At 62.7% G+C, this 13505-nt stretch carries 11 protein-coding genes; 7 read left to right on the plus strand and 4 right to left on the minus strand.

From position 1 onward, the window contains the following. Positions 1 to 177: 177 nt before the first annotated feature. Together P0D87_RS13115 and P0D87_RS13120 are read right to left on the minus strand one after the other, a co-directional pair. Positions 178 to 1299 carry a Gfo/Idh/MocA family protein gene (locus P0D87_RS13115; protein ID WP_053860491.1) on the minus strand — a complete coding sequence of 374 codons (1122 nt, stop codon included), beginning with the start codon at positions 1297 to 1299 and terminating at the stop codon, positions 178 to 180. Positions 1300 to 1387: 88 nt separating this feature from the next. Then, entirely contained in the window at positions 1388 to 2353 is a 966-nt protein-coding gene (locus P0D87_RS13120; protein WP_053860492.1) for a sugar ABC transporter substrate-binding protein, read from the minus strand. A gap of 361 nt (positions 2354 to 2714) precedes the next feature. Here P0D87_RS13120 and P0D87_RS13125 point away from each other — a divergent pair, with 361 nt between their 5' ends. Continuing rightward, positions 2715 to 3572 (plus strand): sugar phosphate isomerase/epimerase family protein, encoded by an 858-nt coding sequence (locus P0D87_RS13125; RefSeq protein WP_053860493.1) that lies wholly within the window; start codon positions 2715 to 2717, stop codon positions 3570 to 3572. A gap of 256 nt (positions 3573 to 3828) precedes the next feature. Here the strand turns inward: P0D87_RS13125 and P0D87_RS13130 are convergent, their stop codons facing one another. Both P0D87_RS13130 and P0D87_RS13135 read right to left on the minus strand, forming a co-directional pair. After that, positions 3829 to 5001 (minus strand): TIGR03118 family protein, encoded by a 1173-nt coding sequence (locus P0D87_RS13130; RefSeq protein WP_053860494.1) that lies wholly within the window; start codon positions 4999 to 5001, stop codon positions 3829 to 3831. A 173-nt stretch (positions 5002 to 5174) separates the two neighbouring features. Next, positions 5175 to 6041, minus strand: a complete 867-nt coding sequence (locus P0D87_RS13135) for a LysR substrate-binding domain-containing protein (RefSeq protein WP_029968854.1) — start codon at positions 6039 to 6041, stop codon at positions 5175 to 5177. Positions 6042 to 6153: 112 nt separating this feature from the next. Here P0D87_RS13135 and P0D87_RS13140 point away from each other — a divergent pair, with 112 nt between their 5' ends. From P0D87_RS13140 to ggt, 6 genes are all read left to right on the plus strand, one after another. After that, positions 6154 to 7191 (plus strand): ABC transporter ATP-binding protein, encoded by a 1038-nt coding sequence (locus P0D87_RS13140; RefSeq protein WP_171800549.1) that lies wholly within the window; start codon positions 6154 to 6156, stop codon positions 7189 to 7191. After that, positions 7188 to 8345 (plus strand): ABC transporter ATP-binding protein, encoded by a 1158-nt coding sequence (locus P0D87_RS13145; protein ID WP_321175848.1) that lies wholly within the window; start codon positions 7188 to 7190, stop codon positions 8343 to 8345. Before P0D87_RS13140 ends, P0D87_RS13145 begins: the two co-directional genes overlap by 4 nt. A gap of 106 nt (positions 8346 to 8451) precedes the next feature. After that, the gene (locus P0D87_RS13150) at positions 8452 to 9954 is read left to right on the plus strand and encodes an ABC transporter substrate-binding protein (protein ID WP_053860885.1); all 1503 of its coding nucleotides are present in this window, start codon (positions 8452 to 8454) and stop codon (positions 9952 to 9954) included. Between the two features lie 6 nt (positions 9955 to 9960). Next, positions 9961 to 10905, plus strand: a complete 945-nt coding sequence (locus P0D87_RS13155; protein ID WP_029968859.1) for an ABC transporter permease — start codon at positions 9961 to 9963, stop codon at positions 10903 to 10905. Next, the gene (locus tag P0D87_RS13160) at positions 10905 to 11801 is read left to right on the plus strand and encodes an ABC transporter permease (RefSeq protein WP_029968861.1); all 897 of its coding nucleotides are present in this window, start codon (positions 10905 to 10907) and stop codon (positions 11799 to 11801) included. Before P0D87_RS13155 ends, P0D87_RS13160 begins: the two co-directional genes overlap by 1 nt. A 63-nt stretch (positions 11802 to 11864) precedes the next feature. Beyond that, complete coding sequence (gene ggt, locus P0D87_RS13165) at positions 11865 to 13502, plus strand: gamma-glutamyltransferase (RefSeq protein WP_053860495.1); 1638 nt, start codon at positions 11865 to 11867, stop codon at positions 13500 to 13502. Positions 13503 to 13505: the final 3 nt, after the last annotated feature.

Raw genomic sequence — 13505 nt, forward strand, 5'->3', positions numbered from 1 at the left:
TCGCTGCGTGCGCAGGAATGCATGTCGTCTCCATCCGAAACTCGCTTTAGCGGCTTCGTTATCGTTAAACACAGGTTATTCGTTCGCCGAGGAAAGAAAAATGCGTGGCCGCGAAATACTATTTCCAGCCACCGGAAATATCGGCGTCCGGCTGCAGTCGTACAGAAACGCGGTTGCTTACAGAGAGACTCTCCGTGCCTCGGCCGAAGACCGGATAGCGGCGTCGACAATCCGTTGGATTTCCCACGCTTCCCGAAAGTCCGGGAACGTGGGCGTTCCATGTTCGATTGCGGCGATGAATTCCGCCATCTCTATGGTTTTCAAATCGTTGAAGCCCAATTGGTGGCCGCCCGCCATCGTGAAGTTTTCGTAGGGACGATGTGCGGGTCCGGCTTCGATTCGAGTGAATCCCGATGTCCGTACGTCGCCGCCGGCCTTGAAATAGCGGAGCTCGTTCAAGCGCTCCTGTGAAAAGCACAATGCACCCTTTGTTCCATAAATCTCGAACTCGAGTTGCATCTTGCGGCCAGTCGCGGTCCAGTTTGCTTCGATTGAGCCCGAACACCCGCGGTCGAACGTCACCATCAATCTGGCAATGTCGTCGACCTTGACCTTCCGGCGCTCGGGCGAACCAGGCGACACTGGGCGCGACTTATTGACGGTCTCGAGTTGCGCGTTCACATGGGTGATAGGACCAAGAAGGAAGCGCGACATTCCGACGATGTGGTTGCCGATTTCCGCCAGCGCGCCAGCACCGTTTTGAGGGTCGACTCGCCAGCTATAGGGAATCTCAGGGTCGGCCATGTAGTCTTCCGCATGGATGCCGCGAAAGCTCGTGATATCGCCCAGTTCGCCGGACGCGATCATCTCCCGCGCCAGTTTGAGAAGGGGATTCTTGATGTAGTTGTAGCCGACTTGCGTGACGACGTTCGCGGACTCGGCCGCCTTCATCATGTCGTGAGCATCGGAAGCGCATGGCGCAATAGGCTTCTCGCAATGCACATGCTTCCCGGCGGCGATCGCTGCCAATGCCATCTCTCGGTGCAAGCTGCATGGCGTCGTGATTGAGACGACTTGAATATCGCGGTCTTCGAGGAGTGACCGCCAGTCATTTGTCGCACGCTCGAAGCCAAACTGCTCGGCCGCTTGCCTCGCTCCGGCCTCGCTGACATCGGCGACGGCCACCATCCGCGGGATCAAAGACCCAGGAAAAGCATTCGGCACCGCTCCGTACGCCAGCGCGTGCGCTTTTCCCATAAAGCCAGTTCCAATCACCGCAACGCCAATCTCTCGTCTCATTCGTGTCTCCGTGCTTAAGCGAAAGCGACCCCGCAGGGTCGCGTTGCGTCCTATTGGCTACGCGGTAACTGGGTAGCCGTCGCGTGACTTACTTTTTCTGGGAATAGCAGACGTTCAACGTGGCTTTGGTGGCCGCCGGGTTCGGCAAGTACTGCACGGCTTGCGGGGCTTTGCCGGATGCGAGTTGCTTCGCGGCCTTCGCGGCGTAAGCGCCATCGTCGAAGGGAGATTGCTCGACCGTGGCATACGCCTTTCCGGCCGAGATAGCTTCCACCGCACCGGAGTCGCAACCGTGTCCGACAATCACGAGCTTCGAAGGGTCGAGGCCGAGCCGCTGTGCGGCGGTCACCACGCCGCGAAGTTGTGAATCGTTCTCCGTGTAGATGCCTTTCACGTCTTTGAACTGCGTGAAGAGCGCCGACGCGGCGGCTTCCGCCTTCACCGCATCCCAGTCGGCCGGCTGTGAGCCAACTACTTCAATGCCCGGCGCATTCTTCTTGAGGCCATCGACGAAGCCCTGATAGCGCTGGACCTGCGGAGGCGTGCCCATCGGCCCGTTAATGACGATGACCTTGCCTTTATCGCCGTATCCCTTCTCCTTGAAGCCTTGAATCATCGTCTTCGCCGCGACGTCGCCGTTGCTGATGTCGTTCGGCCCGGTGAAGACTTTCCAGTATCGGGAGTACTTCTGGTCAGGCATCGAGTTGGAGATGACGAGCGGGATTTTTGCCTGGTCTATCTTGCGAATCGACGGGACCATTGCGCTCGAATCAACTGGCACGAGGACGATGACATCAGGCTTCTGCGCGAGCGTCTGGTCGACCTGGGTTGCCTGCTCATTCGGGTCGTAGTTGGTAACCTTCACGTCGAGCTTGATGCCTTGCGCCGCGGCCTCCTTTTCGAAGCCTTTGACATAGAGCGCCCAGTACTCGACGCTCTGCGTCGGCATAAGCAATGCGACGCGGGGTTGGTCGGCGGCTTGGGCGCCACTGCTGAAAGCGGTGGCGATAGCGCTGACAGCAAGGCAAGAAACAACGGATTTGCGGATGTTCATGCTGTGTCTCCTGATGGCCCCTGAGATAGGTGAGCCGGGTTTTAATGTTCTCGAGAAGGCACAGTACGGCTTGGTATGGGAAAGAAAAATGCGACAGAACGAAAAGTTATTTCCGCTCACTGGAAAAATTGCGACTTGCAGACGGCGATAGCCACGCGGCTTTCGAAGAATGACGCTGCGCGCCGCTTTTGCGGGCCGCGAAACGCCCAGCAATCCGCAAAACGCCAGCGTGTAGATTCAAACTCTACGGTGAGACGATTCGAGGGTTGTTTATCCGCTGCCGTTTCTACGCGATAGTTCAGGGCATGGTTTTCTAGCGACGCCCGTCGGGTCGGTCGCTGCTTTCTTAACGAGGGTTTTCATGTCCAGATCTAAAGTCGAACTTGTTGCTGCTTACTTCACCCTGTCGGGCGACGTCTTTCCGTTTGGTCCCACCGAAATCAGTCCATTCAGCTTCAAGGATCGCGTTGAAGCGGCAGCAAAAGCGGGCTGGGACGGCATCGGCCTGATTCATTCGGATATCTATGCAACGGCCGACAAGATCGGCTTCCCGGAAATGCGCCGAATCCTCGAAGCCAACGGCATGAAGCACGTCGAGTTCGAGTTCCTGGTCGACTGGTATCAAACCGGCGAGCGCCGCCGCACGTCGGACAGCATGCGGTACTACTACCTGAAGGCTGCGGAAGAACTTCGTGCGCGCATCGTGAAGGTCGGTCCAGGCATTGGCGAAGAAACCGCAAACATCCCGCTGATGGTCGATGAATTCGGCAAGCTGGCTGACGATGCCCAGAAGCGTGGCACGCAAGTGATGCTGGAAATCATGCCGTTCAGCAACGTACGCACGATTGAAACCGGCAAGGCCATCGTCGAAGGCGCGAACAGGAAGAACGCGGGTCTGCTGCTCGACATCTGGCACCTGAGCCGCGGCAACGTCGACTTCAAGGAAATCGCCACAATCAAGCCGGAATTTATCAAGGGCATCGAACTCGACGACGCGGACCGTTACGCAATCGAGCCGCTGTGGATGGACACCTGCCACAAACGCCGTCTGCCTGGTGAAGGCGTACTCGACGTGCAGGGCTTCATCAAGGCAGTCCAGGCGACTGGCTTTGACGGTCCGTGGGGCGTGGAAATATTGTCGGAAGTCGAGCGCAAGCTGCCGCTCGAAGAGATGGCCACACGTGCGTACAACGCGACGATTCGGCAGTTCGAGAATTAAGCACGACGCTTGAACCAGGTAGGCGAACGGCCGCCGCCAGATGCTTGCGGCCATTTGTTTCGACATTTCGACGTGCCGGTCGCTCGTTCACGATGAGCGACCTTCTCTCCCAAAAGAGAACTGCTTCCCGCTCAGCAGTTCCTTTGTCCGCAGGGTGATATCCGACAGGCCCTTTTGCACGATTCTCGGGCGCTCGCGGTGCTCAAAGCAACGCGGCCGCTCGTCCCACCTTAGCGGCCGCACGACTGCCCACAACCTACATGCCGATGCTGGCGCCGCCGCTCGAACTCGTGCCTGTACTCGTTCCCGTGGCGGAACCCGGGGTCGATGCCGGATTCAGATCGATTCTTCCATAGACACCGTCCGCTTCGTCATTGGGCCCCGCGGCGAAGAAGAGGGTAGTGGCAGGCTGATTGTCGAGCCCGTTGCCGAACGCGATGCCCCACAAACCCGGCTCGACGATCGCCTTGCCGTTCGAACTCTTGATGGCGCCCATCGACTGGCCGCTCGATGCGTTGAACGCGTTGATCGTGCCGTCGCCGAAATTGCCGATCAGCACAGCGCCGCTCAATGAGCCGAAATTGCCCGGCGCTTGCGCAATACCCCACGGCGCATTCAGCGCGCCGCCCGTTGCAAAGTGCTGCTTGAGATTGCCCGCCGTGTCGAATACGTCGACCATACCGAGTCCTGCTCCGGCGACGTCGTCATGTTTGTCGGCATCCTGCTTCGCGTAGGTGACGAACAGATTCGATCCGATCAACTGGATGCCGAACGGCGCGAAGCCGGCAGGAATGGATGGATCCGCAAAGGCGCCGGGCATGGCGACCTTGGCAAAGTTGGTGTCGAAGACGTCGATCTTGCTGTTATGGAAATCGGTGGCGTAGAGAAAGTTGTTGCCGTTGTTCGGCGCGAGAGCGAGGCCCTTGTACACGGCGCCGCCGGTGCCGTCGTCGTACATGACAAATGCATTCGTCGGCCCAACGGCAGGCGCCCACGCGGTGACGGTGCCGCCTTCTCCCACGAAGATAAACGCGGCGACGCCCGTCTTGCCGTTTCGCGTCACGTTGAAGCTTTGCGTGCCGTTGAATACGATGCCGGTCGGCGACGCTGTTCCATTCGTACCATTGGGGATCGTGACGACCAGCGATTGCGGCACGCCGTTGCCGTCATAGAGTGTCGCGAGGTTGCTTCCGTTGTCGGCGACCCAGACGAAGCCTTTCGGATTGAAGGCCACGCCCCAGGCATTCTTCAGATTGGGGTCCGTGTGCGCCGCCGACACGGCGCCGTCCGAGACGAGCGCCGTTGCGGTGAACGACGACTGCAAAGGCGGCCCGGAACTGTTCGAGCTGGAACTGCCGCCGCACGACGCGAGTGTCGTGATAGCCGCGCCGCACGCTACGACGGTGAACGCTGCGAGTAGAGACTTCATGGCCGCACTCCTTGTTCCGTCCAAAGGTCACAACGCTGAATGAACGGGAAGGCGAACGGGTTTATTCCAGTGGTGGGAAATTATTTGCGGGTGCTTTGTATGGCTGAACTGGCGATCCGCTGCGGATCGATTGAGTCATATAACAGAACAGCGCACACGCCATGTCCGGCCGCTCAGTCGCTGTGCAGCGTATCGATAATCGCCTGTGTGATGCCGGGCCGGCCATATGACGCGCGCTGGATCATGCCGACTGTGCGCAACACCGGCGGATCCGAAATCGGCAGCACGCGCAGTAACGGATCGTTTTGCCAGTTGCCGCGATGCAGAAGCGGCAACACTGCGACGCCGACATTTTCGCGCACCAGCGCGACGATCGTCTCGATTGAATTGAGTTCGAGATATTCGTTGACCGTCACGCCGGCTGTTTGCAACGCATGCTCGACGACGCGCCCGGTGCGCACGCGCCGGTCGAAGCGCAGAAAGGGATAGCTGCGCAGAATCCGCCGCGGATCGTTGTCGCCGATTTCGCGGCTGACCACCAGCATCAGCGGCTCCGTGTAGAGCGTCGTCCACTTCAGCGTGTCGGGCAGGGTGGTGTCGGCATGCGCGACGACTGCCGCGATATCGACCTCACCCGCCTCGACTGTCCGCGCCAGTTCGTCGGAGCGCGACGACAGCAGCCGCACATCCAGTTGCGGATGCGCGGCCTTCAGACGCGCGATGACCAGCGAGAGCGCGCCGATCACCGACACCACCGCGCCGATGGTGACCGGCCCGACCATCGAATCCGCCGGCGTCGCCTCCAGTTCGGCCAGCAGGTCGAAAATCTGCTCGACCTTCGGCCAGATATCTTGCCCGTCGCGGCTCAATGCGATCTGCCGGCCGCTGCGGTCGAATAGCTGGCGGCCGAGCGCCTGTTCGAGCCCGCGCATCTGCAGGCTGACCGCCGCCTGGGTCAGCGCGACGCTGTCGGCCGCTGCCGCGAATGATCCGGTGCGCGCGACTGCCCGAAAGGTCCTCAGCATGCGCAGCGTGGGCATCGTTCATCCTCAAGAAAAAGTTAAGTACGGGTAAGAAATATTAATATTTTCTGTCATAAAGCGCACCACATAATCGCCGCGAGACAGCCTTGAACAGGACTAGCAGCACGATATGGAGTTTCCCAGCGTGACCGATGACGCCCGCCGACCGGTTCTCGAGGTTCGCGGCTTTTCGTTGAAGTTTTCGCGCGACGCCGACGCGCCCAACCTCGTCGACGACGTGTCGTTCTCGGTCGGCACTGGCGAGACGCTATGCCTCGTCGGCGAATCGGGCTGCGGCAAAAGCGTGACATCGCTCGCACTGATGGGGCTCCTCGCGAGTCCGCCTGCGCAACGCGTCGCCGGCACCGCGCACTTCGAAGGCAAGGACCTGTTCGCGCTGTCCGAGCGCGAACTGGCCGATATTCGCGGCAACCGGCTGTCGATGATCTTTCAGGAGCCGATGACGTCGCTGAATCCGGCGTTCACGGTCGGCGAGCAGATCGGCGAAAGTATCCGCCGGCATCGCAATGTGGAGCGCCGGCAAGCGCGCGAAGAGGCGCTCGAGATGCTGCGGCTGGTGCGGATTCCGGCGCCGGAAACCCGGCTCGATGCGTACCCGCATCAGCTTTCCGGCGGCATGCGCCAACGCGTGATGATCGCGATGGCGCTCGCCAATCGCCCGCGCCTGTTGATCGCCGACGAGCCGACAACCGCGCTCGACGTGACCATCCAGGCGCAGGTGCTGGCGCTCGTGAAGAACCTGCAAGCGGAGACCGGCACCGCGATGGTGTTGATCACGCACGACCTCGGCGTCGTCGCGGAAGTCGCCGACCACGTGGCGGTGATGTACGCGGGACGCATCGTCGAATACGGCACCGTCGCCGATCTGTTCGACGACCCGCAACATCCGTACACGATCGGCCTGATGGGTGCGATTCCGTCGGTCGGCAAGCGCGAAGGCGCGCTCGCGACGATCCGCGGTTCGGTGCCGTCGCCCGAGTTGATGCCAAGCGGCTGCCGCTTCGCGCCGCGCTGCCCGTTCGCCGAACAACGCTGCATTGACGCCGCGCCGCCTGACAAGGTGATCGCCGGCGTGCATCGCGTTGCGTGCTGGCTGGCTCCGGTCGAACAGGTCGCCGCGCCGCTCTTGCGTGAGGAAATGGCATGACGACGTCCACTGAACCGACCCCGCACGCACCGACGCCGCACGCACAGCCGGCCTCGCAGCCGGCTTCCCATTCGCCGGCGCCAATCATCGAGGCGCGCTCGCTGACGAAGCATTTTGGCGGTACGCGGCAGCTCTTCATGCGCACGCCAACGGTCTATGCAGTCAACGAGGTGTCGTTCGCGGTCCAGGCGGGCGAGACCTTCGCGATCGTCGGCGAATCGGGCTGCGGCAAGTCCACGCTCGGCCGCCTGCTGCTTCGTCTGATCGATTCGACGGACGGCCGCGTCTTCTATCAAGGCAAGGACATCACGCATGAGCAAGGCGCGCCCCTGCGGCGGTTGCGCCGCGAAATGCAGATCATCTTTCAGGACCCGTTCGCGTCGCTGAATCCGGGCATGACGATCGGCAAGATCGTCGGCGAGCCGATCGCGCTGCACGGGCTCGCGCACGACAGCGCCGGGCACCGCGAGCGCGTCGCCCAACTGCTGCGCACGGTCGGCCTGCAACCGGCCTACGCGAACCGTTACCCGCACGAATTCTCCGGCGGTCAGCGGCAACGGATCGGCATCGCGCGCGCATTGGCCGGTGAGCCGAAGCTGATCGTCGGCGACGAGCCGGTGTCGGCGCTCGACGTCTCGGTGCAAGCGCAGGTGATCAATCTTCTGGAGACGCTCAAGCAGGACCTCGGCCTCACGCTGATCATGGTTGCGCACGACCTTGCGGTGATCCGCCATATGAGCGACCGCGTCGCCGTGATGTATCTCGGCGAGATCGTCGAGCTGGCCGATGTCGATGCACTGTTCGACGCGCCGCTGCATCCGTACACGCAAGCACTGCTGCGCGCGATTCCGGCGAGCAGCCCGCACGAGCGGCGTGCGAAGCCCGCGTTATCCGGCGATCTGCCGAGTCCGACCGCGCCGCCTTCGGGTTGCCGTTTCCATACGCGCTGTCCGCATGCGAAGCCGCATTGCGCTGAAGTGCGGCCAGTCAGCGAACGACTCGATGACGGACGGCAGGTCGCATGCCACTTCTGGCGCGAGATCCAGAACGCCGGCAGCGGCGCACCGCTGGCCACGAGCGTCAGTCCGAAATTGATCGAGCGGCTCGCGATCTACCGTGAGCGCCAGACGGCGCTAGCTTCCGCGGGCGACTGAGCCGGTGGCCGCGATGAAATTCGAGCGAACAAGCGGGACGCGCGCCGCGCCGCCAGGTTCTTCACCACACCGTTTGATGAATCGGAATACAAAGGGAAAAATGCTCATGCGAAGAATGTTGATTGCCGCGGCGCTCGCACTTGGCGCCACTGCCGCGATGGCCCAGACCGGTCAGACAATACGGATCGGCTTGCAGGACGACATCGGTTCGCTCGACCCCGCACGCAGCGTGCAGCTCGTCGACCGGATCGTGTTTGCGTCGCTGTGCAACGCGCTCGTCGATATCACGCCCGACCAGAAGATCGTACCGATGCTGGCAACCTCGTGGACGACGAGCGCCGACGGCAAGACGCTGACATTCAAGCTGCGTAAAGGCGTGAAGTTCCAGAACGACGAGCCGTTCAACGCGGCCGCCGTCAAGGCGAACCTCGACCGCGACCGCACGCTGCAGACGAGCAACCGCAAGAGCGAACTGGCGTCGGTCGATCACGTCGACGTCATCGACGACTACACGGTTGCCATCGTGCTGAAGCAGCCCGACGCCGCGCTGCTCGCGACGCTGACCGACCGCGCCGGCATGATGCTCGCGCCGAAGACGCTCGCCGATCCGGCCGGCGTCGCCGCGCATCCGGTGTGTTCGGGGCCGTACAAGTTCGTTCAGCGGGTGCAGAACGATCGCGTCGTGCTCGAGAAATTCGCCGGCTACTGGGACGCCGACAAATACCCGATCCAGCGCGTCGTGTTCCTGCCGATTCCGGACAGCACCGTGCGCCTCGCCAATCTGCGCTCGGGTTCGCTCGACATGCTGGAGCGCCTCGCGCCGTCCGATGTCGCGTCGGCGAAGAGCGACACCAACTTCAGGTTCGCGCCGGTCAGCGGCTTCGGCTATTACTACGTGACGTTCAATATCGGCAACGGCAAGCGCAGCAACGCGGTGCTGAAAGACAAGCGCGTGCGGCAGGCATTCGAGCTCGCGATCGACCGCGACGCGATCAACCAGGTGATCGGCGCGGGCATCTTCGCGCCGGCCAATCAGGCGGTGCCGAAGTCGAGCCCGTACTACAACGCGTCGCTGCCGATGTCGCATCGCGACATCGCGAAGGCGAAGGCGTTGCTGAAGGCGGCGGGCCACGAGCATGTCGACATCGAGTTCACTTATCCGAACAACACGGTGTCGAGCCAGATCGTGCAGATGATGCAGGCGATGGTCAGCGAAGCCGGCTTCAATCTCAAGCTGCGGCCGACCGACTACGCGACCGAACTCAACGCTGCCCACAGCGGCGACTTCGAGGCGATGTACCTCGGCTGGTCGGGCCGCGTCGATCCGGACGGCAATCTGCATCAGTTCAACACCTGTTCCGGCAACCTCAATTACGCGCATTACTGCAACCCCGAAGTCGACCGCCTGCTCGACGCCGCGCGCGTGAAGCTGACCACCGCGGAACGCAAAACCGACTACGAAGCGGCGTCGAAGCTGCTCGCCGACGACGATCCGATCGTCTATGTCTATAACCAGCCGTGGCCGTTCGAGCTGTCGAAGAAAGTGCAAGGCTTCACGCCGTATCCCGACGGCCTGGTCCGCCTGCGCGGCGTCAGTATCAAGGGCTGAGCGGTCATGCTGCGGATCATTGCAAATCGCGTGCTGGTCGCCATTCCGACGCTGATTCTGGTGTCGATGCTGATCTTCGGCCTGCAGAAGCTGCTGCCGGGCGACCCCGTGACGGCGATGGCCGGGGAAGACCAGGACCCGCAGTTGATCGCGTCGCTGCGCGTCAAGTACCACCTCGACGAGCCGGTGCCGACGCAGTACGCGCTATGGGTCCGTGACGTCGTGCGTGGCGATCTCGGCGCGTCGCTGCGCACCGACGTGCCGGTGACGTCGCTGATCGCGCAGAAGCTGCCGGTCACACTGCAACTCGCGGCGATGGCGATGATCTTCGCCATCGGTATCGGTATTCCGGCGGGCGTCATCTCCGCAGCAAGCCGCGGCGGCGCGCTCGATTACGGAGCGAACGTGTTCGCGCTGTCCGGCATGTCGATCCCGAACTTCTGGCTCGGGATCATGCTGATCTTCATCGTGTCGGTGCGCTGGCATCTGTTGCCGTCGTCCGGCTATGTGTCGCCGACCGAAGACTTCTGGCTCAGCATCAAGACCATGCTGATGCCCGCGTTCGTGCTCGGCGCTTCGCTCGGCGCGCAATTGATGCGTCACACGCGCAGCGCGATGCTGAGCGTACTGCGCACCGACTATATCCGGACCGCGCGTGCCAAAGGGCTGCTGCGCGGCACCGTCGTCGTCAAGCACGCCTTTCGCAACGCGCTGGTTCCGATCGTCACCGTGCTCGCGCTGCTGTTCGGCGAACTGCTCGCGGGTGCGGTGCTGACCGAACAGGTTTTCACGATCCCAGGTTTCGGCAAGCTCATCGTGGACGCCGTGTTCAATCGCGACTATGCGGTCGTGCAGGGCGTGGTGCTCGTCACCGCGCTGTGCTTCATCGTCGTGAACCTGTGCGCCGACGTGTTGTACGTCCTCCTCAATCCCCGACTGAGACGCAGCTGATGGCTACTCCCGCCGCCCCCGTTCGTGCCTCGGCCGCTGCGTCGCAGACGACCGTACTGCCGCGCCGCGAGCGCCGCGGACTGGTGAAATTCATGCGCAATCGCGCTGCCGTGTTCGGCGCGGCGCTCGTGCTGCTGATCGTCTTCATGGCGGTCTTCGCGCCCTGGCTGTCACGTTACGACCCGGTGCAGGCCAGCTTCATGACCGTGCGCCAGGCGCCTTCGGCCGTGCACTGGTTCGGCACCGACGAACTCGGCCGCGACGTGCTGAGCCGTCTGCTGTGGGGCGCGCGTGCGTCGTTGCTGGCGGGCGTCGTGTCGGTCTGCATCGCGGTCGCGATCGGCGTGCCGCTCGGCTTGCTGGCCGGCTATTTCGGCAAGCTCGTCGACGGCGTGATCTCGCGAATCGCCGATGCGTTGCTGTCGATTCCGTTCCTGATCCTCGCCATCGCGCTCGCCGCGTTCCTTGGACCGAGCCTGACCAACGCGATGGCCGCGATCGGCATCTCCGCGATGCCGCGCTTCGTCCGGCTGACGCGCGGCCAGGCGATCACCGTGAAGGCGGAGGACTACGTGGAAGGCGCGCGGGCAATCGGCCTCGGCCACGCACGGATCATTGTGCGGTACATTCTGCCTAACGTGCTGCCGCCGATCATCGTGCAGGCCAGCCTGACGATCGCGACCGCGATCATCGCCGAAGCGAGTCTGTCGTTCCTCGGGCTCGGCCAGTTGCCGCCGTCGCCGTCGTGGGGTTCGATGCTCAACACCGCGAAGGACTTTGTCAGCCAGGCGCCGTGGATGTCGATTTTCCCCGGCATCGCGATCTTCCTGGCCGTGCTCGGTTTCAACCTGCTTGGCGACGGTCTGCGCGATGCGCTCGATCCGCGCGAGTCGTGACCGGATTCCGTCACCGCTTTCATCGGCCGACTGGCCCTCTCATCACTTTCGTTTGAGTTTTCAATGACACGTTTCAATTGGCAAAACCCGTATCCGACACCGCGCTTGCCCGTGTTCGCGCGCAACATCGTTTCGACGTCTCATCCGCTTGCCGCGCAAGCCGGCTTGCGCATGTTGTGGAAAGGCGGCAATGCCATCGATGCGGCGATTGCCGCAGCGGCGGCGATCACGCTCGTCGAGCCGGTCTCCAACGGCCTCGGCAGCGACGCGTTCGCACTCGTCTGGGACGGCAAGAAGCTGCACGGCCTGAATGCGTCCGGCGTCTCGCCGGCGGCATGGAACGTCGATTACTTCAAGCGTAAGTACGGCGAGGAAAACGGTCTCGCGAAGCATCCCAAGCGCGGCTGGGATGCCGTGACGGTGCCGGGCGTCATCGCCGGCTGGGAGGCGTTGCATCAGAAGTTCGGCACGCTGCCGTTCGCCGACCTGATGGAGCCGGCGATCGAGATCGCCGAACGGGGTCACGCGGTGGCAAGCGTGGTTGCGTACAAGTGGGCGGCGGCCGTGCCCGAGCTCAAGGATCAGCCGGGTTTCGCCGACACGTTCATGCCGCGCGGCCGCGCGCCGGAAGTCAGCGAACTGGTGCGCTTTCCCGGCCACGCGAAGACGCTGCGCAAGCTGGCGGAGCAGGGGCCGCGCGCTTACTACGAAGGCGAGATCGCCGAACAGATCGCCGCGTTCTCGCGCCAGGGCGGCGGCGCGCTCACGATGGACGACTTGCGCAACTACCGTGTCGACTGGGTCGAGCCGATCAGCAAGGACTATCGCGGCCACACGGTGCACGAGATTCCGCCGAACGGGCAGGGCATTGCCGCGCTGATCGCGCTCGGCATTCTCGAACAGTTCGACCTGGGCTCGCTGCCGGTCGACGGCATCGAATCGCAGCATCTGCAGATCGAAGCCATGAAGCTCGCGTTCGCCGACGTCTACCAGTACGTCGCCGACCCGCGCTCGATGGAGGTCACGCCGGAACAGATGCTCGACGACGCGTATCTGAAGTCGCGCGCGAAGCTGATCGACCGCAAGCGTGCCACGCAATTCGACTTCGGCATGCCGAAGGCGGGCGGCACGATCTACATGTCGGTGGCGGACGAGCGCGGCATGATGGTCAGCTTCATCCAGTCGAACTACATGGGCTTCGGCTCGGGCATCGTGGTGCCGGACTCGGGCATTTCGCTGCAGAACCGCGGCTACGGGTTCTCAATGGATCCGAAGTCGGCGAACGTGGTCGAGGGCGGCAAGCGGCCGTTCCATACGATCATCCCCGCGTTCCTCACGCAGCAGGTGGACGGCACACAGGAAGCGGTGATGAGCTTCGGCGTGATGGGCGGCGATATGCAGCCGCAAGGGCATCTGCAATCGATCGTGCGCATGCTCGACTACGGCCAGCAACCGCAGGCCGCCTGCGACGCCCCGCGCTGGAAGGTCAACCGCGACTTCTCGGTCGACGTCGAAGCGACGCTCGATGTGGACACGGTGCGCGCGCTCCAGGGGCTCGGCCATACGATCAAATCGGTCGACGATCCGTATATGGATTTCGGCTCCGGCCAGTACATCTGGAAGCTCGACCGCAACGATCCCGAACGCGGTTATGTCGCCGCGAGCGACACCCGGCGCGATGGACTGGCCGCCGGGTTCTGATCG

The sequence above is a fragment of the Paraburkholderia sp. RL17-368-BIF-A genome (assembly GCF_046054045.1).
GTDB classification, from domain to species: domain Bacteria; phylum Pseudomonadota; class Gammaproteobacteria; order Burkholderiales; family Burkholderiaceae; genus Paraburkholderia; species Paraburkholderia graminis.